Raw genomic sequence first — 20,037 nt, forward strand, 5'->3', positions numbered from 1 at the left:
CGATGCGATCGCCTTTTGTCGTAATGTAGACGATCGCAATCCCTAAACCATCAACTGCATCTAATTCCAATTCAAAACCCATGTTTTTTTCAAATTCTCTGGAAAATCAACTCCAGCACTGGAACGAAACCATCCGCAATCAGCCGAAAAACCCTAATGCTTACATTCGTCGAGGTATGGTTAACTTTCAACTGGCCAAGATTGATGAATCTATTCAAGATTTTGATATGGCAGAGCAACTGGATGCCAGTATTAAATCCTACCTCTGGCAACGGGGATTATCGTATTATTATGCAGAAAGATTTGCTGAGGGCGCTGAACAATTTGAAATAGATTTGACAGTGAATGCTCAAGATGTAGAAGAAACAGTATGGCGATATCTCTGCATAGCTTGTTCGTTAGGTGTTGAAGAGGCGCGTAATTCTTTACTAACTGTGAAAAATGACCCTCGACGTATCATGCAGAGCGTATATGATTTTTATGCGGGAAATTGTACACCAGATGATGTTTTAACTGTGGGTCAATCAGAAGGGATAAAAGGGAATTTTTACAGTCATCTTTACTTGGGATTATATTACGAACTTGAGAATAATGTTGATTTGGCTCATGAATATATAGTTAAAGCTGCTGATAATTACAAAATTGATGATTATATGTGGTATCTAGCGCAGGTACATAAAACTCTGCGAGGATGGACTATATTTGCTCAATAGTAAGTAGAACGACTTGAAAAAAACAACCTATGTAAAGTAATGTAACTTTAGCGAAAATCATTTCGTAGTAAGGACTTTAGTCCTGATTTGAGAACTAAAGTTCTCACTACAAACCTTTAATTATTTACCCTGTTCTACTTAAATAAATTAAGCTTTATAAAAAGGCATACGAAGTACTGAACCACATATTGAATTTTACAGATTTAGAATTGCTTTGAGAACTTCTTCATTCGTAAAATAGCGATCGTGAGATTCACCATTAAGCTGCTTCCATAGAGAAAAGGGTGTTTTAGTTTCTCTCTGCTGTATTCAATCAGGACTAGATTTTTTGGGAATAGGTGTTTTTGTACATAGCCAATCTTGATCTGAATAAAAATCAATCCAAGCTTCTATTTTTTCGTTATCAAGACATTTGCTAATTTCCTTAGCTTCAAGAGGATTATTGATTTACCTGAGTCCACTTGATTAATTAATCTCTACCATGAGTGGGCAATCCTCTGCAAGAGCTGCTACGCGATCGCATCCTCATCGCTCATCTATTCTAATTTTCGGTGGCTTCGGTTTCAAACTGCACTTGTCGGTACAAATGGGCGATCGCTATTTCTACATTCACCGATTCCAGTCGCAATATATCGCCCAAATTATACTCCGACAGTACCCATTTTCCCTGGTCATTACGTCGAAACACTTCCACACCCGGTTGAGCTACTTGTACTAAGACATATTCTTGCAAGGTTGGAGATTGGCGATATTTGGCAAACTTTTTTCCCCTATCGGCTGCTTCTGTTGAAGGTGATAGCACTTCGATAATTAAGCAGGGAAATTGTACTAATTGTGGATCGCGATCGCGCTCATCGCAAGTTACCACCACATCTGGATAGAAATACTTTTGCCCCGGTTCTACCTGCACCTTTACATCTACAATGTATACTTCACAGGAGCGTAGGCGTAGCCCGTCGTAGACATCGGCTAAGGCATTATCTAAGAGCTTTGAGAAATTGAGCGAAATCCGATTATGGTTGCGTGTAGCACCACTCATCATCACAACTTCGCCATCCCAATACTCGTAGCGTTCCTCTTGGGTGGGTTCCCAAGCCAGATATTCTTCTGCACTCATCAAAATGTTGTCGGGTAAAGCAACCATTGGCGCGATCTCTAATGATTCACTTAATCTAGGATAGCGAAAAAGACGTTCTTTTTATTGCTACCCTGACTAAGCAGTAATATTTCAGAATTTTATCTTGCTAATGTTTAATGCGATCGCGCCCTGTGTAAGAATCGCTATTGTAGGAGATTATCAACTTGCTCTATAAAATCCTTATTCTCTAAAATTTCAATTAGCTCTTCTAGCTTTTTAGCCGGTAGCTTAAACCACTCGCCTTCTTCTCGATACTCAGTGAAAGCTTCATGTAAACGCCTTTCAAATCTAGGTGCATCTTTAAAAAAAGAAGAGGAAACAAATAAATGTTTAACTGGATCACCTGTTTGCAGTTCTCGCATCCTTTTTGCAACGTCTTTCGCAATGCCTATTTTGTAATATTGTCTCGACTTTAGAATATAAATAAATCTATCTGAATCAGTTACTTCCTCATCAGATTGAGTGTAGAAGGGTAAACGGTTCCAAAACCAGGATTCTCCCTTCTGATCTTGAGGAAATTGGGCAAAGTATTTACCTACAAAATCTGCACATTCTCCCCAATGTGCACAGACTACTGTACTAGGATATACACCTCTCGAAAAAACACCTCCTGTTCCTTTGATCCAATAAGTTCCTTGATTATTCTCAATCAGTTTTTCACAGTAGTAGCAAATAGGTTCCATCACTCACTCCTTTTCCGAGTAATCATCAAGTTGCACTGGTGACTGGATTCTGAATAAAACTTTGTCACCCAAACGTTGACGTAATAACCTTTCTGTGCGGGTAATTGCTGATTCGTGAGCAGTTCCTTTTGCTGACATTCTGATGATTTGTCCCGCGATTAATTCTAAGCGTTCTTCCGGATGAAAAATCCCCATTTCCGCCATTTGGTGATATTCTTGAACACTAATTAGGCGAATATTGGTGATCATAAGATTTAGGTTAACTTCCTAACATTTTATCTGGCAGATGTTTAATGCGATGTCTACGACGGGCTACGCCTACGCGCTAACATTTAGGCTGCTGGCGCTACAACCTCTGAAGCAACTCGTCATACTCTGCATGTGCGCCAATCCAGAACCAGTAAATGCGATCGTCCTGCAACAAGCCAAGAACGCGGTAGTCTAAACTAACACGAGCCGAATATATTGGTTGGCGCTGGCTAACTCGTTTGAACTGAAGACTATTATGGTAAGGATCTAAAAGCCAAAGAGCGTAAGCTTTGGCAGCTTGTTGTTGAACTGATGCAGGAAGTTCATCAAGTTTCTTGCGAAATACCTTCGTAACACTTGACTTCATTGCTCAGAGGGAAAAACGTCAGCTAGAGGAGTGATGTCGCCAGCAGTAATTTCTTGCCGTACCATATCAGCTAGACGATCCCACTGAGCATCTGTTGTAGATTCAAACTGAGCCTTCCATCTTTGCTCATCCTCTATCTCAGCAAGGAGACGAGTAGCGATCGCATCCTGTTCAGCAACAGGTAGAGTTTTCAGTTGGGCGATCGCACGCTCAAGTAACTCAGTCATGGCTACCACACTCTTATAACGTAAATGGCATCTTATCCATTATCGCTTCTTGGTGATATTCTTGAACACTTATTAGGCGAATATTGGTAAGCATAAGATTCACGTTAACGTCCCAGCATTTTATCTCGCAGATGTTTAATGCGATCGCGCAAGTGGTTTGTTATGCCGCCGCGATCGCCGCAATATGCCACAATAGCAGGTAAAACAGTAAGAGTAGTTCTCACGAACCATCATCCCCTATGCAAGTCAAAGATATGACCATCGAAGAACTCAAGCTTCTAATTCAAGAAACTGTTGCCGAAACGATTCAATCTCTAATGGTTGATCCTGATGAAGGCAAACAAATAAAGCCAGAAGTGAAACAGCAACTACTCGACTCGCTACAACGTACTCAATCTGGAGAACGTGGAATCTCTGCTGAGGAAGTAGCAAAAAACCTGGGATTGACCTGGTAATGAGCTACAAGATCGAATTGAAATCAGAGGCGACTATCGGGTTTGAAGCTCTCACCTCAACTATTCAAGAGCGCATTCTGCGTAAAATTCGCTGGTTGTCTGAGAACTTTGAGGACTTAACCCCTCAACCTTTTGAGTGCTGATTTAAGCGGTTTGTTCAAACTCAGAATTGGGTACTACCGGGTTATTTATTCCTTTGATATTGAAGTACAACTCATCACAATTCATCAAGTTGGGCATCGCCGTGATATTTACAATTAACAATCGGTCATCAGTTTCGCCTCAATCACACTCCAATTGAAGACTCAGTGGATTCACGTTAACGTCCCAACATTTTATCCCGCAGATGTTTAATGCGATCGCGCAATTTCCCCGCCTCTTCAAATTCCAGTTTCTTCGCTGCCTCTTTCATCTGTGCTTCTAATAGAGTAATCAACCCTGGAATCTGTTCTAATGGCAGTTCATCTAGATGTTCATCTACAACTTTCAAGTCAGTTGCATTCAACCGCCGAGATACATCTAAAAAAGCCAAAATCGCATTACTTGATTTTTTCACAATCGGTTGGGGTGTGATCCCATGCAATCGATTATGTGCTGTTTGAATCCCACGCCGCCTGTCTGTTTCATCAATAGCTTTAATCATGCTACCTGTCATATTATCGGCATACAAAATCGCTTGTCCCTGGACGTGACGCGCAGCTCTACCAATAGTTTGAATTAAAGAACGCTCTGTTCGCAAGAAACCTTCTTTATCTGCATCCATAATTGCTACTAAGGAAACTTCGGGTAAATCTAAACCTTCCCGCAGCAAATTCACACCAACCAAAACATCAAATTTACCCTCGCGCAAGTTCTGCAAAATCTCAATGCGCTCAATAGAAGTAATCTCGGAATGTAAATACCGTACCCTGATACCGTGGTCTTGCAAATATTCGGTTAAATCTTCCGCCATCCGCTTAGTTAATGTGGTAATTAACACTCGTTCGTGGCGATCGGCTCTATCTTTAATTTCTCCTAACAAATCATCAATTTGTCCTTCTGTGGGACGCACAGAAATTTCTGGATCGACCACCCCAGTTGGTCGAATCACTTGCTCAATTACATGATCTTCAGAAATTTCTAATTCCCAATTTCCCGGAGTTGCGGAAACAAAAACACACTGATTAACCTTTTGCCAAAATTCCTCGGCTTTCAAAGGACGGTTATCAGCAGCGCTAGGAAGCCGAAATCCATGTTCAATTAAAACTTTTTTTCTAGCTTGATCGCCGTTATACATACCACGAATTTGTGGTACGCTAACGTGAGATTCATCGATAACTAGTAGCCAATCTTTGGGAAAATAATCAATTAAACATTCTGGTGATTCTCCAGCTTGTCTTCCTGCTAAATGACGGGAATAGTTCTCAACGCCATTGCAGTAACCTACCTCGCGGAGCATTTCTAGGTCATAGCGTGTACGCTGATCTATGCGTTGTGCTTCTAATAGTTTCCCAGCTTGTTCTAAGTCTAGTTTTTGCTGTTTTAACTCGGCGGCGATGTCGTGACAAGCTCCTTCTAAGCGTTCTTCTGGGGTGACAAAGTGACGCGCAGGGTAGACATTCACCGCTTCCAAACTCTTGAGAATTTCACCTGTCACCGGGTCAATATAGCGAATTGCGTCAATTTCATCACCAAAGAATTCTACACGAATAATTCGGTCTTCATAAGCTGGGCCAATTTCTAAGACATCGCCACGGACACGAAATTTTCCTCGACCCATTTCTATGTCGTTGCGGCTATATTGAACATTTGCCAAATCCCGTAAAATTTGGCGTTGATTTACTTCCATACCTATCTGAAGAGGGATGGCAGCTTTTAGATATTCTGCTGGCATTCCTAAACCGTAGATGCAACTGATGGAAGCAACGACAATGACATCACGGCGTTCAAAAAGCGATCGCGTCGCCGAATGCCGCAACATATCTATTTCATCATTAATCGCTGCCGTTTTTTCAATATAAGTATCGGTAACGGGAATATACGCTTCTGGCTGATAGTAATCGTAGTAGCTGACAAAGTACTCGACTGCGTTGTTGGGAAAGAAATCTCGCAACTCGTTACAAAGCTGTGCAGCCAGGGTTTTGTTATGCGCGAGAACTAAAGTAGGCTTGCCAATTTTCTCTATAACTGCTGCTACCGAAAATGTCTTACCAGTTCCAGTGGCTCCTAGTAAAGTTTGGTAACGATTGCCTGATTGGATACTAGCAGTTAATTGGGCGATCGCTTGTGGTTGATCGCCTGTGGGACTAAAGGGAGCTTGAAGACAAAATTCTGTCATACAGTTTTGCTGTAAATACCCTATCTCATGGTGACGATTCCGCCCTGTATCCATTGTAGCTGGCTTATTAGACGAAATAAATAGTAATATCTTTTTACAAATTTTAATTATTAAAATTTACTTATGTATCAGTTTTAAAGATTCTTATATCTATATGAGGTTTTTTAAGGTTAAACTCTAATGTATATGGGAAAAAATTTCATCTTTCCTTAATTATTGTAAAATTCAATTAACAAACTAGAGGTGTTCGTTTATGACTATTAGCAACGCTGGCAAAGCAACCAGTTCTCGGCAAAAGTATGCCAAGTCTCCAGGGGAAGCTACAGAAGAAGTTGAAAATCAACAAGACCAGAGCTTGAATGCAGATAAAGTCGAGGAAGTTACTGAACTGCCAGTGGGAGCTTCTGGAACACTCGCCATTTCTGGAATTCGTCCTATAGGCGCTAGCGACTTAGAAGTTGCTGAACACCTCTCAATTGCTGGGGTGCGTCCCGTTAGCACCAGTACGTTAGAAGTAGTTGAAACCTATAACTCAATGGGTATTCGTCCAATTGGTGCTAATACATTCCAAGTAGTTGAAAGTATCAATCTTTCTGGGATTCGTCCAATTGCCTCAAGTTCATTGGTGATTTCTGACAGCTATTCAACATTCGGTAATCGTCCGATAGCACCAAATGAGATTGACAATTCTGAAACCCTGATGGGTTTTCTAGATTAAATAAAAAACATCCCCATAACTTTATTAACCCAGTTTCGTATAGAAACTGGGTTTTTTATTTAAACAGTCAAAAGCAGGGATTACCATATTGACATTTGTTCTATGTCTTTTAGCATAGGTAACTAAACTATTCGTACTTTATTTTACATTCAACCAAAAGCCAGAATGCTTACTACAACTACCTTTCTTAATTACGAATTACGAATTACTAATTACAAATTATTTAATATGCCTTGTGGTGGAAGGCTTTAGCAAAAACTTTAAGCTACTCTTTATAAGTAATCACAAAAGATTTCAAAGTTAGGTTTATAACTTTGAAATTAATTTTTAATAAAATCAGGAGTAACAAAATGAGCATTGAAGATCGCGCAAAGGCTGCTGCTAAAAATGTTGAAGGTAAAGCCCAAGAAGCCTTAGGAAATATCACTGGAGATCCAGAAGATAAAGCCAAAGGTAAAGCAAAGCAAGCTGAAAGTGAAGTACGTCACGGAATTGAAGACGTAAAAGATAATGTCAAGAAAAACATTGACTAATAATTCATGATTTTTTTGCAGAAAGCTAGGGATATAAATGGGGTAGATTCCATATTTTGCAGAAAAATGTGAATTGTTGAAGAACCAAGCTAAACTCTTGTGATACACCCTGAGTAGGGGTTAGAGAATAGAGTGTGGGCTTGATTAGCAGAATTTTTGTAGAGACGTAATTAATCACGTCTCTACACTTCCCAATAAATTTTATTTAATTTAAAATTTAGATATAACTAAACTATATTAATTATTTCACTCAACACATAACACGATCTGAATGACTGCTGATGATATTAGCAAAGTAGCGTTGGGAGCATCCCAAATGTGCAAATTTATTTTTTGGTAGTGCGGGCTTCTAGCCCGCTTCCTGGACATTAGGGAGCAAGATGCTCCCACTACAAATTTTGTTTTGGCAAAATTGGGATGCTCCCAGTAGCGTTTCCCCTAGACGGGCGTAGCTTTGATAACTTTGCTCAATATTCAATATATAGATTATTCCAAACATCATGAAATTGTAGTACTATAGCACGGGCATTAACTATCTTCAGCTACATCTGATTGTTAGCGCTCTTAAATTCAAAATCAATGAGAATATACCGTGAGCCTAACTCTTTATTTTCTCCGTCACGGACAGACAGAATGCAGCCGCAATAATTTCTTTTGCGGTTCCATAGACTCAGAACTTACTCCAGAAGGCTTGGAGATGGCAAAAGCTTTTGCAGACGCATATACTTCTATGGATTGGACAGCAATATTTTGTAGTCCTATGCGGCGAACTGTATTGACAGCAAAACCTTTGTATGAAGCAATAGGGATAGAACCACAACTCAGAGATGGTTTAAAGGAAATCAACTATGGTAAGTGGGAAGGAAAAACGCCGGAAGTAATTAGCCGTGAATATCACGATGATTATATTCGCTGGTCAGCAGATCCGGCTTGGAATGCGCCAAATGGTGGAGAAATGGCGGTTACAATTGCTTCTCGCTCTATACAGGTAATTGAAGAAATCAAGCAAAATTACACTAGTGGCAATGTTTTAGTTGTTTCCCACAAAGCAACTATCAGAATTATTCTGTCTAGTTTACTGGGGATTGATGTGGGACGTTTCCGTTTTCGTTTGGGATGCCCTGTGGCTTCGGTCAGTATTGTAGAATTTACTTCACATGGGCCATTGTTAAAGGTTTTGGCAGACCGCAGTCATTTGGATGAGCGGTTGCGAAATTTACCGGGGACGTGAGGGGAGACGCGATTAATCGCATCTGTACAAAAGTTAGGAGTTATTATTTTTAGCTTGTTCTGCTTCGCCATCTGGTGCAGTGTATTTGCAGAAAACATTTATTCCAATTTTCAAAATATATAATACGACAATTGTTGCGATCGCACCATCAATCGGTATGCCATGTGCAGCAGCTACAATCACAAGTGAGCCAATGATAGTGTTTAGCAGAGAAGAACTACCAGGGTTATTAGTGTATTCTTTAATTTTGCCCCGCAAACCATCATCACCACAGCACTCTTCACCTGTCGCCTCGCGCCAAATAACTTGAAACTGGCTTTCTCCTAACTGCTGGGGCTAGGCGAGGATTTTCATATCCGCGTTGCCAAGAAAGTTGGATTTTGTCCTTTTGATGTGTGATTCGCAACCAATTTGTTGCCATTGCTGCTGTGCTGATTACTGGGTAATTTGATGCTAGCTTAATTTGAGGAATTCACGCAGAGGCGCAAAGACACCCAATACAGTTCAGTTAACGTGTTTATTCCTCGAATATCCCTCCAACCCCCTTAAAAAGGGGGGCTTATAAGCCTCTTTTACCCCCTTTTTAAGGGGGTCGCCGTAGGCGGGGGGATCTTAACCGAACCGTATTGCAGAGACACCTAGAGGCAGATTGAGTTTTAATTCAGTACAGATACAGCGATAATTTACTCAAATCATCACCGAGTTATTTCATGCTGCCAGTTATCGAAACTATTCCTTTACGTCAAATGGCTTCAGGCGATCGCCTATACTTACAACTATACAAGTTCATCGGCGCTAAACCTGGTAAAAAGGTATACATTCAATCAAATTTGCACGGTGCAGAAATTGCTGGTAATGCCGTCATTCACCAGCTAATTGAGTTTTTATTAACAATAAATGATACAGATTTAACTGGAGAAATTTGGCTAGTTCCCGTTTGTAATCCAATGGGGACGAATGAACGCGCTCATCATTTTTCCCCTGGACGATACTGCGTTTACGAAGCCAAAGACTGGAATCGCATATTTTGGGATTACGAGAAAGAAGCTGATGATTTAGTAGCTTTTACTAAATCTCAACTTCATATCGATCGAGAGGTTGTTCGACAAAATTATCTAACTATAATTAAGCAAAAATTTGCAGCAATTTTAGATAAAATTAATTCTTCTAGTGGTGTACCCTACACTCAACTTTTTAGCTATAAACTACAAAATATCAGTTTAGATGCAGACTACTTAATTGATTTACACAGTTCTACAAATCAAGCATTAGACTACCTTTATTACTTCCGAAATCGAGAAGAGAGTGCAAAATACTTCCTGCTTGATTTTGGAATCTTACTTAATAAATATGATGGTGATGCTTTTGATGAAGCTTTTATCAAACCTTGGTTAGCACTGGAAGCTTGTTTTAAAGATATTGGTAGAGAAATCAAGTTTGATGTGGAAGCATGGACACTGGAATTAGGCTCAGGAATGCAAATGAACCCTGATTCAGTCGCCAAAGGTGTACGGGGTGTGAAAAACTATTTAGTGCAAAAAGGTGTATTGCAAATTCCTCATTTCTCAGATGACATAAAAACCCATGAGATGACTTTTGCATCTAGCAGCAACCGGAAAAAATATTATGCGATCGCAGGTGGGATGATTCAAACCCGAATTGAATTAGGTAGCTATGTAAAAGCTGGAGAAAAGCTGTATCAAATTCTCAGTTTTAATAAAGAAGGTCAATTACCCAGCGTAATTGATGTCTGCGCTCAACAAGATGGATTGGTTTATGATGTTGCAACCAATCAAGCTGTAAATCAAGGCGAGTTTGTATTGGGAATTATAAGTTAGAAACTAAGTAGGGGCAATTCATGAATTGCCCCTACGGAGGAACTGATTGCTCAATTATACACAGGTGCGCTTGAGTCTAATACAAACTTCGTCATGGAACTGTTTGTTTTGGATCTAAAAACAAAACAAAGTTATCTCAGCTGTAAAATATAAGTGTAGAGCCAGTAGTAGATTAAACCTCGGCAAAAGAAATCCCTAAAGATGCCAGGGTAATTTTATGTTTGTTTTGTGTCTAAGAAAAAATCAAGTTATACCAACTGTAAAATATGAGGGTGGAGCCAAAGGTGACTAGTATTGAAAATTACAACTTCTCTTTTTCAGGAGAAGTCACAATCCCACAGGCTCCTCCTGAATTTAAATCAGGTTTTATTGGCATTGTTGGTCGTCCAAATGTCGGTAAATCTACTTTAATGAATCAATTGGTAGGACAAAAAATTGCCATAACTTCCCCTGTAGCCCAAACTACACGTAACCGTTTGCGCGGTATATTAACTACACCAGAGGCGCAGTTAATATTTGTAGATACACCAGGAATTCATAAGCCCCATCATCAATTGGGTGAAGTATTGGTGCAAAATGCCAAAATTGCCATTGAATCGGTAGATGTAGTGCTATTTGTGGTAGATGGAGCGGTGGCTTGTGGATCGGGCGATCGCTATATTGCCGAATTGCTCTGTCGCAGCAAAACACCGGTGATTCTGGGCGTGAATAAAACTGACCAACAACCAACCGATTCTCAGTTTTTAGATGATAGTTACGCTCAGATGGCCCAGTCTCATGAATGGGAAATCGTGAAATTTTCTGCCAAGACTAGTGCAGGATTACCGCAACTTCAAGAATTATTAATTGGACATTTAGAAATTGGGCCATTATACTATCCGCCAGATTTGGTAACTGACCAGCCAGAACGCTTTATTATGGGTGAATTAATCCGAGAACAAATTTTATTATTGACTCGTGAAGAAGTACCCCATTCAGTAGCGATCGCAATTGACCTAGTAGAAGAGACTCCCAGCATTACCCGTGTACTTGCTACTATTAACGTCGAGCGCGATTCTCAAAAAGGCATACTCATAGGCAAAGGCGGAACAATGCTCAAAGCAATTGGTAGTGAAGCCCGCGAACAAATCCAAAAGTTAATAGCTGGTAAAGTTTACTTAGAATTATTTGTCAAAGTCCAGCCAAAATGGAGACAATCGCGGATTAGTCTAGCAGAGTTAGGCTATCGCGTCGAAGAATAAAATAAATTTGTCATTAGTCATTGGTTATTGGCAGGCAAAAAAACCAAAGATTAATGACAAATGAGAAATGACTCTTAATTAATAAAAATGTCTTTAGATATTCGCTATACCTTAAATTTACCGGCTAATGCTCCGCCCTTGCGGGTGTTAATTGTCGAAGACGATCCGATGATGCAATTGGGATTAGAGCAATCATTAATGGCTCATCCTCAGTTGGAGATTGTTGGACAAGCAGAAGATGGTTATTTGGGAGTTCAAGCCGCACTGCAACTGAAACCCGATTTGGTGGTTATGGATATAGGATTGCCGCGATTGGATGGCATTGCAGCGACACAGCAAATTAAAGCAGCACTGCCAGCAACTCATGTAGTGATGCTGACATCTCATCAAACAGAGACAGAAATTATTGCGGCACTATCTAGCGGTGCAGATGCGTATTGTATCAAAGGTGCAAGTGTAGAACGATTGTTAAGTGCGATCGCAGCCGCAGTTGATGGTGCAGCCTATCTCGATCCTCAAATTGCGCGACGAGTAATTGATAATCTCAAACCGCCTGCACCCACCAGCAACAACGCCAACTTATCTGGGCGCGAATTAGAAGTCTTAAAACTCATGGTAGACGGGTTGAGTAACCCAGAGATTGCCGAAAAACTCTATCTCAGTCCCAACACCATCAAAACTCACGTCCGAGGGATTATGAATAAATTAGCAGTAGACGATCGCGTGCAAGCAGCAGTAGTGGCACTGCGTTCTGGGTTGGTTTAGAAAACAAATGCAGCAAAATACGCGATCGCTCTTTGACGTAGACAATATGACTTGAGTCAATATTTTAATCCCATTTATAAGTAAAGGCGTACTTTTGTACGCCTTTATCAGAGATTTATTTGTTGCCGAGATGTTTGAAAAATAGTCTACCTCAATGCATTTTAGTTAAAAGAGTTTGAGAATTGATTAGGGTCTACATTATCAGGAAATAATAATATTTCCTTACCTTCTAAATTAGCCTTATGGTAAAGCGAAATAGCCTTTTCCAAAAAACAATATTTAATCGGAACCCATCTGTCGCTATAAAAGTAGACAGTTACTCGGCTCATTGCATACTCTTTCAACGGCAGTGGAAGAGACCAGGACGAATCCACAGTTTGAACCTTAACTGTTGAGTCCATGCTTTGAACCTCAGTTACTAAGTATATTTACTCTCACTCATCACTCTCATTACTTTCACTCATCCAAGTGAGTTTGAGTAACTATCATAAGTAATAAGGTGATATAGCTTTAAGTTAGATATTTAGGTAAAAGTTCAGGAGTCAACGACTTTTTAGTTGGGATTGAGTCTTAGTAGTTAGTAAGGGATTTTTGGGTAAAGTTTGACAGGTTGTCTTTTGACGCAACTATTCTTTTAAAATTATCGTTCTTAAATATCTGGTGGAAAATAGCATCAAAAATATTTTTTAATTTTCCTTTAATTGCCTTTCCCCAGTTAGTTTGGTCTACTCCACTTACTCTAAAAAACTCTATGCACCATTTTACCCTAGAGAAGAATTTAGGATGGCTATTATTAATTTCGGTTTTGATTGCCACACCAGTTAATGCCCACACCGAAAAGGTATCACAAGATGTGGGCGGGATGCTGCATATTGAACCCCAGGACAATCCTCAAGCTGGCAAAACCGCTCATGCTTGGATTATCCTCACCCATAGAGGCGGGCGACTAATTCCCCTGACACAATGTAACTGTCAGTTGGCTGTCTATCCTCAACCTCACGCCAAAACTGATACCCCATTGCTGAAGCCAAGTTTACATAGCGTATCAACCAAACAATATAAAAGCATTCCCGGAGCCGACATCGTATTTCCCAAAGTAGGAGCTTATGATTTGGAGTTAAGCGGTACTCCAAAACCTGGAGCTAATTTCAAGCCCTTTCTGTTGTCTTACCCAGTCACTGTCGGCTCATAAAAGCTAAAGTGTGTCAAATTTCATGCTGTAGTAATAGCCGACAGGGTTCAGAAATCGTAGTGCGATCGCTACCGTTTTGTAGGCGATCGCACTTCTGACTCTATTTGCTGCATATAAATTACCTTAATCCTTATAAGTAGGTTGGCTCAAATAAACCTAACTATATAACGAAATATAAAATTGCCTAAACTCTTGCGATTGCTTCACTCCGTTCGCAATGACATAGTTATAAATTTTCACACCCACTTACTTACTGCCAAGAATATTTTTACGCTTCGCCCCATACCCCACCCCTAGATATAATCACCTCAACATCTTGGGGAATCAATGGAGACAAGGGAGAAATAAATAAGCAATGCCCAATGCCCAAAATTTAAAATCCTGCCAAACGATATGAAGGTTTCAAACTCAAGGATGATGAGTAAATAGCAATTAAATTGACAAAATCACACTATAAAGAGTGATATTAAGCGATAGATAGCGCTTGTAAAGGACTAACGGGCATGATTAAATCTTGGATGGTGATTGGGGGCGTGGCTTTCTTGGTTGCTTTAGCCGCTAACGTGATTACACCTAGCGATCGCCAATGGTTCAAGCGCTTACAACGACCGAGATGGCTAACTTTTGAGGGTGCAATTCCCATTATCTGGACTGTAATATTTATTTGCGGTGCTTGGTCGGCTTATATTGTCTGGGAAAAAGATCCAGGAAGCAACTCAACCTGGTTAATCATGGGTTTATACTTGCTGTTAGAAATTGTGACCATTGCCTATACGCCTGTAATGTTTCGGCTTCGCAGTCTGAAAGTGGGTACAATTCTCGGTGGCACAGGTTTTATCATTAGTGCTTTATTGATACTTGCAGTTTTAGGTTTTTCTGGTTGGGCAGCATTGCTATTAGTTCCTTATTTGCTCTGGAGTCCCATCGGTACTTATACCACTTGGCAGATGGCTAGTCTCAATCCTCAAGATGTCTAAGATTCGCACCAAGGAATGATTCAACTTATGCCCTAAATTGTCAAACTTGCAGTGTATGACTTGACAAAATACACAAAATTTGGGTGTCAATATGATTCCATCTTGGATAATAATTGGGGCTGTGACTTTCTTCATTGCCCTTGGTAGTTTCTTGATTACGCCGCGTGATGTTAAATGGTTTGCACGTTTAAGTCGCCCTCACTGGCTAGTTTTTGAGCCACTGATTCCCCCGATCTGGACTGTGATTTTTGTTTGCGGTGCGGCTTCAGCTTATATTGTCTGGCAAAAAAATCCCGGAAGCCTAATTACTTGGTTAATAATGGCTTTGTACGTCTTGGTGGAAATTATCACCGTCGCCTACATACCTATAATGCTGAGGTTTCGCAGTCTCAAAGCTGGAGAAATTCTTGGGCTAATCGGTTTGATTTCAGGCGTTGTCCTCGCAATCTGCATTTTACCGATTTCTCCAATGGCGACACTGTTACTCCTTCCCTATTTAGTTTGGACTCCTATTGGTACTTACACCACTGAAGAGTTAAAAGAGTTGAATCCTCAAGATGCCTAGTTTTAGATTTTGGATTGAATAATCTAAAATCTAAAATTCTTCTGCCTCTTTAACGCATCTATGCAATACGCCCATACCTTGCTGTGACAGGATTGCCCGGATTGGATTGATTATTCAGCCAAGCCCACATTTGATCGCCAACAGAGAAATGCCACCACTCTCTAGGATTGCGTTGAAAGCCGACTTTTAACATTACATCTCGCAACAACTGACGGTGAGCATGATACTGTTGTGCTTCTGGGCGATCGCTATTGGCATAATAATCGGGATGCGATCGCTCTGACATTTCATCAATTGGCGAACCCATATTTACTATTTGCCCAGTATCATCTACTAGCGTCACATCCACTGCCGCACCTGTACTGTGGGGAGGCGGAGTTTTTTCATCCAAACTTGGTGCAGCCCAAATTTCATAAACCGCTTCCCAAACCTCTTGGCGTTGGCTTGGGGATAATTCCACGTCAGTTAATCCCCTGTCTTGCACTGCTTGAGCGAAGCTGTAATCTACCATAAACTGCTGGACTGCGATCGGGCGATAAGCATCAAAAATTTGGATATGCCAATTAGGATGCAGCAAATCAAGATAATTTTGCGCTTGGCTCAAATTTTCAATAACGCTTTGACGGAGATAATAAGGAGAGTGTTTGCCATAAGGCGCACCTAATTTTTCATAAGGATGAGGAGATTCCACCGCAAATAATTCTAAAGGAATGGCCATTAGCGGTTCACCAGACTCGAAAATTGGGATTTGATGATAAGGTCTCATCTAGTCAGCCTCAAAGCGATAAAATCATTTTGCCTCACAATATGCATTAGTAAAAATTTAGGCAATTGCCAAATCATAATGTAAAACATCGTCTATGAATATGCCCTAACAGACTTCAACTTTTATCATTGACGGTTCGTTTGTTCAAAAATGCTTAATCAAAACCAAACACCATTATTAGATGCCTTAAAAGCCAATGCAGCAAGACCTCATGCGCCTTTTTATACCCCAGGACATAAACAAGGTAAGGGAATTTCTCAACCCTTGGCTGATTTACTTGGTACAAAAATCTTTCGCGCTGATTTAACAGAATTAGCAGATTTAGATAATCTTTTTGCGCCCCAAGGAGTTATTCAAGAAGCGCAACAACTAGCGGCTGAAGCTTTTGGCGCTTCGCAAACATGGTTTCTTGTTAATGGTTCTACCTGTGGAATTGAAGCAGCAATTCTCGCTACCTGTGGCACAGGCGATAAAATTATTTTGCCTCGCAATGTCCATTCTTCTGCGATCGCAGGTTTAATTCTCTCTGGTGCAATCCCAATTTTTCTCAATCCCGAATACGATTCAGTTTTAGATATTGCCCATAGCATCACGCCCAATGCTGTAGAATCTGCACTTCAACAGCATCCCAACGCGAAAGCAGTGTTGACAGTTTACCCAACATATTACGGTGTTTGTGGAGATTTGAGTGCGATCGCCAATATCACCCATCAATACAATATTCCTTTACTCGTAGATGAGGCACACGGCGCACACTTTGCCTTTCATCCCGAATTACCCACTCCAGCTTTAGCCGCAGGTGCTGATTTAACTGTACAATCCATCCACAAAGTACTTGGTGCGATGACACAAGCATCGATGCTGCATATCCAAAGTGACAGGATAGATTGCGATCGCATCAGTAAAGCTTTGCAACTCGTACAATCTACCAGTCCTAGTTATTTACTTTTAGCTTCTTTAGATGCAGCGCGTCAGCAAATGGCACTCCACGGAAAAATGCTGATGTCTCGCACATTGCAACTTGCTAATGAAGCGAGAACAAAAATCAGTCAAATTCCTGGATTATCTGTCTTACAAATTCTTAGCCCCCCTTCTCAAGGGGGGTTGGGGGGATCTTCCGGCTTTCTAGCTTTAGACGAAACGCGATTAACTGTAACTGTTTCTGGCTTAGGCTTAACCGGATTTGAAGCAGATGAAATTCTGGATGAAAAATTCGCTGTCACTGCTGAATTTGCCTCACTACAACATCTCACCTTTATCATTAGCTTGGGCAACACCACAGCCGATATCAAGCAATTAGTGCAAAGTTTGACCAATCTTGCCAAAGAATATCGCCGAACCAACTTGATTCTGACAAATCCTCACTGGCAGAATGTTTTAACTACACAGGGTCATGCTTTACATTTTTCTCCCCGTGAAGCCTTTTTTGCTGTCAGTGAAACATTGCCTTTAGCACAAACAAGCGATCGCATCTGTGCTGAAATCGTCTGTCCTTATCCCCCAGGAATTCCTGTGTTAATGCCAGGAGAAGTCATCACCAACCCCGTACTTAATTACCTACAACAAATCCAAGCAATGGGGGGATTTATCAGTGGTTGCAATGATACTAGCTTCCAAACTTTGAAAGTTGTAAAATAACGTTCTAACTCCTAAATTATTGTTGATAAAATTTTAATCCATGCGTCAACAGTAAATATGCGGACAAAGGCAAACTTAAGCAGAAATACACAGTAATTATACAGCTATGAAACTTCTATGAAAATAGCTAGCAGACTAATGTCATCTTTAATTTATACCCATAGGATCGTATTGATGACTAATAAATCAAAAGATGAAATCAAAAACCTATTATGTTTGGGGAGTAGCAACTCCGATTGTAGTCACTCTAGCGCTAGGTTTCTCAGTAAGAGCGAATGCAGTTGAGTTAGGCGCTGCGTCTGATTACAATGTGTTTGTTTTGGGAGATATCACTCAAAAATATACAGATATTGAAGGAAAACTTGCTGCTGGCGGTAACGTTAATTTCGTTGGCGGACTTGGAAGCAGACTTTCTGGCAATAGCGGCAACGTAGTAGTAGCTGGACAAAACTTAACTCTAAGCAACGGTCAAGTTTACCACGGTAACGCTGTCTATGGAGGCAGCGCCAATGTGTCTAGCAATGTGGGATTTCCCCAAGGAACTCTTACCAAAGCTAACCCCATCAACTTCAATGAAGCGGGGAAAGAATTGCGAGGGCTATCTCAATATTTAGCAACCTTAACTCCTACTGGTAACACAACAGTTCAATCTTGGGGTGGTATTAACCTTAGTGGCAGTGGTACTGCTTTCAATGTTTTTAATCTTGCTGGCTCAGATGTCTCCAAGACAAACTATTTTGAAATTAAGGGCGATACAAATTCGACTATTGTTGTCAATATCAGTGGTAAGGATGTGTCCCTAAAAAACTTTGGGTTTAATATCCTTGGCACAGATAAACAAAAGGTGATCTACAACTTCTATGAAGCGACAAACATAACTGCCAGTGGAATTAGCGTACTAGGCAGTATTCTTGCTCCTTTAGCTAATTTCAATTTTGATAATGGTCAAGTTAACGGCAACGTGGTAGTAGCTTCTTTGAAAGGAAATGGCGAATCTCACAACTATCTGTTTAATGGCGATCTGCCAGATGTCCCAACTAAGTACTACACTAAGCCTCCTACCCATACTCAGGTTCCAGAACCGGCAAATCTTCCAGCTTTAGGATTAATTGCTGTAGTATTTGGTTTATTTCGCAACAGACGCGATCGAGAAATTTGCCTAAAATAATCAGAAATTTTTGGTAGCATAGCGCATGATGCGAACTTGTTTAGATATTTTCGCTCATGCGCTATTTCCTTGCTCCCTACCTTCTACAATAAAGATAGACTTTATTGAGATTTGTATAGTTGGGGAAAAGCTGTCATGGCTCCCGCCGTTTTAATTCAGAATCTGCAAAAACGTTACGGTACAGTGGTTGCCGTTCAGGATGTTTCTTTTCAAGTAGAGCCAGGTGAAATCTTTGGTTTACTTGGCCCCAACGGTGCTGGGAAAACTACAACCTTGCGTGCCTTATGTACGCTGACCACACCGGATGCTGGCAAAATCGAAGTATCTGGCATCTCTGTGTTAGATAATCCGAGAGTGGCAAGACAACGACTAGGCTATGTTGCTCAGGAAGTCGCTATAGATAAGGTGTTAACTGGAAAAGAATTGCTGCAATTGCAAGCAGCACTTTATCACCTTCCACGCGCAGTAGCTAAACAACGCATTGAGACGGTATTAGATTTACTCGGTTTGCAAGAATACGCGAATAAAAAGACAGGAACCTATTCTGGCGGTTTACGCAAGCGCCTAGACTTGGCTGCTGGGTTGCTCCATGCACCAGATGTTCTGGTATTGGATGAGCCAACTGTGGGACTTGACATAGAGACACGTTTTGTGGTGTGGGAATTCCTCAGAAAATTACGCGCCTCTGGGACAACGGTAGTAATTACCAGCCATTATTTAGAAGAAATTGACGCTTTAGCCGATCGCGTGGCAATTATAGATCGGGGTGTGGTGATTGCCTCTGGGACACCTTCACAATTAAAAGATCAAGTAGGGGGCGATCGCATCACCTTGCGAATCCGCGAGTTTTCCCCCATTGAGGAAGCAGAAATTGCCAAAAACCTCTTGCAAACTTTGCCCTTTGTGCAAGAAGCGATCGTCAACAGCGCTCAAGGTAATTCCCTCAACTTAGTGGTGACACCTCAAAACGATGTTCTCATCAATATACAGCAAGTACTGAATACTGCTGGCTTACCCATATTTGGCATTGCCCAATCTCGCCCCAGCCTCGATGACGTTTACCTCGCAGCTACAGGACGCACCCTGATGGATGCAGAACTCGCAGCCGTTGCCACTCGCGATCCCAAAGCTGAGAAAAAGCAGCTTATGAGATAGGGAATGGGGCATGGGGAAGAAGGAAGGGAGCAGGGAGCAGGGAGCAGGGAGCAGGGGGAGAAGAACTATTAATATATTGCCCAATTCCCAATTCCTAATCC

The 20,037-nt window shown here is 40.9% G+C and carries 22 protein-coding genes and 1 pseudogene; 15 read left to right on the forward strand and 8 right to left on the reverse strand.

The genetic code is table 11. The features are described 5' to 3' along the window. Positions 1-80: 80 nt before the first annotated feature. Positions 81-713: a tetratricopeptide repeat protein gene (locus CDG79_RS11220; protein ID WP_094342209.1), complete on the forward strand. Its 633-nt coding sequence runs from the start codon at positions 81-83 to the stop codon at positions 711-713. 541 nt (positions 714-1,254) lie between these two features. Here CDG79_RS11220 and CDG79_RS11225 read toward each other — a convergent pair. From CDG79_RS11225 to CDG79_RS11245, 5 genes are all read right to left on the reverse strand, one after another. Beyond that, positions 1,255-1,857: a Uma2 family endonuclease gene (locus tag CDG79_RS11225; RefSeq protein WP_094342210.1), complete on the reverse strand. Its 603-nt coding sequence runs from the start codon at positions 1,855-1,857 to the stop codon at positions 1,255-1,257. A gap of 137 nt (positions 1,858-1,994) precedes the next feature. Continuing rightward, complete coding sequence (locus tag CDG79_RS11230; protein WP_223278096.1) at positions 1,995-2,534, reverse strand: GIY-YIG nuclease family protein; 540 nt, start codon at positions 2,532-2,534, stop codon at positions 1,995-1,997. Positions 2,535-2,537: 3 nt separating this feature from the next. Beyond that, entirely contained in the window at positions 2,538-2,783 is a 246-nt protein-coding gene (locus CDG79_RS11235; RefSeq protein ID WP_223278097.1) for a Uma2 family endonuclease, read from the reverse strand. Positions 2,784-2,880: 97 nt separating this feature from the next. After that, positions 2,881-3,150 carry a ParE family toxin-like protein gene (locus CDG79_RS11240; RefSeq protein WP_094342211.1) on the reverse strand — a complete coding sequence of 90 codons (270 nt, stop codon included), beginning with the start codon at positions 3,148-3,150 and terminating at the stop codon, positions 2,881-2,883. Continuing rightward, positions 3,147-3,377: a hypothetical protein gene (locus CDG79_RS11245; protein WP_094342212.1), complete on the reverse strand. Its 231-nt coding sequence runs from the start codon at positions 3,375-3,377 to the stop codon at positions 3,147-3,149. The genes CDG79_RS11240 and CDG79_RS11245 overlap by 4 nt, the downstream gene beginning before the upstream one ends. A gap of 254 nt (positions 3,378-3,631) precedes the next feature. On the opposite strand from CDG79_RS11245, the gene CDG79_RS11250 reads away from it, so the two are divergent. Both CDG79_RS11250 and CDG79_RS43600 read left to right on the forward strand, forming a co-directional pair. Continuing rightward, positions 3,632-3,832: a hypothetical protein gene (locus tag CDG79_RS11250; RefSeq protein ID WP_223278098.1), complete on the forward strand. Its 201-nt coding sequence runs from the start codon at positions 3,632-3,634 to the stop codon at positions 3,830-3,832. Further along, positions 3,832-3,975, forward strand: a complete 144-nt coding sequence (locus tag CDG79_RS43600) for a type II toxin-antitoxin system RelE family toxin (protein ID WP_223278099.1) — start codon at positions 3,832-3,834, stop codon at positions 3,973-3,975. Before CDG79_RS11250 ends, CDG79_RS43600 begins: the two co-directional genes overlap by 1 nt. A gap of 176 nt (positions 3,976-4,151) precedes the next feature. On the opposite strand, the gene uvrB is transcribed toward CDG79_RS43600, so the two are convergent. After that, on the reverse strand, positions 4,152-6,149 hold the full coding sequence (gene uvrB / locus CDG79_RS11260) for an excinuclease ABC subunit UvrB (RefSeq protein WP_094342214.1): 1,998 nt from the start codon (positions 6,147-6,149) through the stop codon (positions 4,152-4,154). A 253-nt stretch (positions 6,150-6,402) separates the two neighbouring features. Between uvrB and CDG79_RS11265 the strand changes: the two genes are divergently transcribed. The 3 genes from CDG79_RS11265 (at position 6,403) to CDG79_RS11275 (ending at position 8,631) form a co-directional block, all read left to right on the forward strand. Then, a complete protein-coding gene (locus tag CDG79_RS11265) occupies positions 6,403-6,867 on the forward strand; it encodes a hypothetical protein (RefSeq protein ID WP_094342215.1) in 465 nt (154 codons plus the stop codon). Between the two features lie 350 nt (positions 6,868-7,217). Further along, a complete protein-coding gene (locus CDG79_RS11270; RefSeq protein WP_069070399.1) occupies positions 7,218-7,400 on the forward strand; it encodes a CsbD family protein in 183 nt (60 codons plus the stop codon). A gap of 592 nt (positions 7,401-7,992) precedes the next feature. Continuing rightward, positions 7,993-8,631 carry a histidine phosphatase family protein gene (locus CDG79_RS11275; RefSeq protein WP_094342216.1) on the forward strand — a complete coding sequence of 213 codons (639 nt, stop codon included), beginning with the start codon at positions 7,993-7,995 and terminating at the stop codon, positions 8,629-8,631. 33 nt (positions 8,632-8,664) lie between these two features. On the opposite strand, the pseudogene CDG79_RS11280 reads toward CDG79_RS11275, so the two are convergent. Then, positions 8,665-8,913: pseudogene (locus CDG79_RS11280) on the reverse strand (hypothetical protein); the annotation flags it as partial. 428 nt (positions 8,914-9,341) lie between these two features. Here CDG79_RS11280 and CDG79_RS11285 point away from each other — a divergent pair. From CDG79_RS11285 to CDG79_RS11315, 6 genes are all read left to right on the forward strand, one after another. Next, on the forward strand, positions 9,342-10,469 hold the full coding sequence (locus CDG79_RS11285) for a succinylglutamate desuccinylase/aspartoacylase family protein (RefSeq protein WP_094342217.1): 1,128 nt from the start codon (positions 9,342-9,344) through the stop codon (positions 10,467-10,469). A 266-nt stretch (positions 10,470-10,735) separates the two neighbouring features. Next, positions 10,736-11,710: a GTPase Era gene (gene era / locus CDG79_RS11290; RefSeq protein WP_094342218.1), complete on the forward strand. Its 975-nt coding sequence runs from the start codon at positions 10,736-10,738 to the stop codon at positions 11,708-11,710. A gap of 87 nt (positions 11,711-11,797) precedes the next feature. Continuing rightward, entirely contained in the window at positions 11,798-12,475 is a 678-nt protein-coding gene (locus CDG79_RS11295) for a response regulator (protein WP_094331683.1), read from the forward strand. A 751-nt stretch (positions 12,476-13,226) separates the two neighbouring features. Continuing rightward, a complete protein-coding gene (locus CDG79_RS11305) occupies positions 13,227-13,667 on the forward strand; it encodes a hypothetical protein (protein ID WP_094342228.1) in 441 nt (146 codons plus the stop codon). Between the two features lie 503 nt (positions 13,668-14,170). Then, positions 14,171-14,644: a TspO/MBR family protein gene (locus tag CDG79_RS11310; protein WP_094342219.1), complete on the forward strand. Its 474-nt coding sequence runs from the start codon at positions 14,171-14,173 to the stop codon at positions 14,642-14,644. 91 nt (positions 14,645-14,735) lie between these two features. Continuing rightward, positions 14,736-15,209, forward strand: a complete 474-nt coding sequence (locus CDG79_RS11315) for a TspO/MBR family protein (protein WP_094342220.1) — start codon at positions 14,736-14,738, stop codon at positions 15,207-15,209. Positions 15,210-15,267: 58 nt separating this feature from the next. On the opposite strand, the gene CDG79_RS11320 is transcribed toward CDG79_RS11315, so the two are convergent. Continuing rightward, a complete protein-coding gene (locus tag CDG79_RS11320) occupies positions 15,268-15,975 on the reverse strand; it encodes a M15 family metallopeptidase (RefSeq protein WP_094342221.1) in 708 nt (235 codons plus the stop codon). 150 nt (positions 15,976-16,125) lie between these two features. Here CDG79_RS11320 and CDG79_RS11325 point away from each other — a divergent pair, with 150 nt between their 5' ends. From CDG79_RS11325 to CDG79_RS11335, 3 genes are all read left to right on the forward strand, one after another. Beyond that, positions 16,126-17,613: an aminotransferase class I/II-fold pyridoxal phosphate-dependent enzyme gene (locus CDG79_RS11325; RefSeq protein WP_094342222.1), complete on the forward strand. Its 1,488-nt coding sequence runs from the start codon at positions 16,126-16,128 to the stop codon at positions 17,611-17,613. A gap of 193 nt (positions 17,614-17,806) precedes the next feature. Next, positions 17,807-18,781 (forward strand): choice-of-anchor A family protein, encoded by a 975-nt coding sequence (locus CDG79_RS11330; RefSeq protein WP_094342223.1) that lies wholly within the window; start codon positions 17,807-17,809, stop codon positions 18,779-18,781. Between the two features lie 135 nt (positions 18,782-18,916). Beyond that, positions 18,917-19,936 (forward strand): ABC transporter ATP-binding protein, encoded by a 1,020-nt coding sequence (locus CDG79_RS11335; protein ID WP_094331689.1) that lies wholly within the window; start codon positions 18,917-18,919, stop codon positions 19,934-19,936. Positions 19,937-20,037 lie beyond the last annotated feature (101 nt).

Origin of the sequence: Nostoc sp. 'Peltigera membranacea cyanobiont' 232, assembly GCF_002245985.1 — a bacterium.
Lineage (GTDB): Bacteria > Cyanobacteriota > Cyanobacteriia > Cyanobacteriales > Nostocaceae > Nostoc.

Excerpts from the sequence above, each read along its gene's own strand:
- CDG79_RS11220 (WP_094342209.1), top strand. The coding sequence starts at position 81 with ATGTTTTTTTCAAATTCTCTGGAAAATCAACTCCAGCACTGGAACGAA.
- CDG79_RS11225 (WP_094342210.1), bottom strand. The coding sequence starts at position 1,857 with ATGGTTGCTTTACCCGACAACATTTTGATGAGTGCAGAAGAATATCTG.
- CDG79_RS11230 (WP_223278096.1), bottom strand. The coding sequence starts at position 2,534 with ATGGAACCTATTTGCTACTACTGTGAAAAACTGATTGAGAATAATCAA.
- CDG79_RS11235 (WP_223278097.1), bottom strand. The coding sequence starts at position 2,783 with ATGATCACCAATATTCGCCTAATTAGTGTTCAAGAATATCACCAAATG.
- CDG79_RS11240 (WP_094342211.1), bottom strand. The coding sequence starts at position 3,150 with ATGAAGTCAAGTGTTACGAAGGTATTTCGCAAGAAACTTGATGAACTT.
- CDG79_RS11245 (WP_094342212.1), bottom strand. The coding sequence starts at position 3,377 with ATGACTGAGTTACTTGAGCGTGCGATCGCCCAACTGAAAACTCTACCT.
- CDG79_RS11250 (WP_223278098.1), top strand. The coding sequence starts at position 3,632 with ATGACCATCGAAGAACTCAAGCTTCTAATTCAAGAAACTGTTGCCGAA.
- CDG79_RS43600 (WP_223278099.1), top strand. The coding sequence starts at position 3,832 with ATGAGCTACAAGATCGAATTGAAATCAGAGGCGACTATCGGGTTTGAA.
- uvrB (WP_094342214.1), bottom strand. The coding sequence starts at position 6,149 with ATGACAGAATTTTGTCTTCAAGCTCCCTTTAGTCCCACAGGCGATCAA.
- CDG79_RS11265 (WP_094342215.1), top strand. The coding sequence starts at position 6,403 with ATGACTATTAGCAACGCTGGCAAAGCAACCAGTTCTCGGCAAAAGTAT.
- CDG79_RS11270 (WP_069070399.1), top strand. The coding sequence starts at position 7,218 with ATGAGCATTGAAGATCGCGCAAAGGCTGCTGCTAAAAATGTTGAAGGT.
- CDG79_RS11285 (WP_094342217.1), top strand. The coding sequence starts at position 9,342 with ATGCTGCCAGTTATCGAAACTATTCCTTTACGTCAAATGGCTTCAGGC.
- era (WP_094342218.1), top strand. The coding sequence starts at position 10,736 with ATGAGGGTGGAGCCAAAGGTGACTAGTATTGAAAATTACAACTTCTCT.
- CDG79_RS11295 (WP_094331683.1), top strand. The coding sequence starts at position 11,798 with ATGTCTTTAGATATTCGCTATACCTTAAATTTACCGGCTAATGCTCCG.
- CDG79_RS11305 (WP_094342228.1), top strand. The coding sequence starts at position 13,227 with ATGCACCATTTTACCCTAGAGAAGAATTTAGGATGGCTATTATTAATT.
- CDG79_RS11310 (WP_094342219.1), top strand. The coding sequence starts at position 14,171 with ATGATTAAATCTTGGATGGTGATTGGGGGCGTGGCTTTCTTGGTTGCT.
- CDG79_RS11315 (WP_094342220.1), top strand. The coding sequence starts at position 14,736 with ATGATTCCATCTTGGATAATAATTGGGGCTGTGACTTTCTTCATTGCC.
- CDG79_RS11320 (WP_094342221.1), bottom strand. The coding sequence starts at position 15,975 with ATGAGACCTTATCATCAAATCCCAATTTTCGAGTCTGGTGAACCGCTA.
- CDG79_RS11325 (WP_094342222.1), top strand. The coding sequence starts at position 16,126 with ATGCTTAATCAAAACCAAACACCATTATTAGATGCCTTAAAAGCCAAT.
- CDG79_RS11330 (WP_094342223.1), top strand. The coding sequence starts at position 17,807 with ATGAAATCAAAAACCTATTATGTTTGGGGAGTAGCAACTCCGATTGTA.
- CDG79_RS11335 (WP_094331689.1), top strand. The coding sequence starts at position 18,917 with ATGGCTCCCGCCGTTTTAATTCAGAATCTGCAAAAACGTTACGGTACA.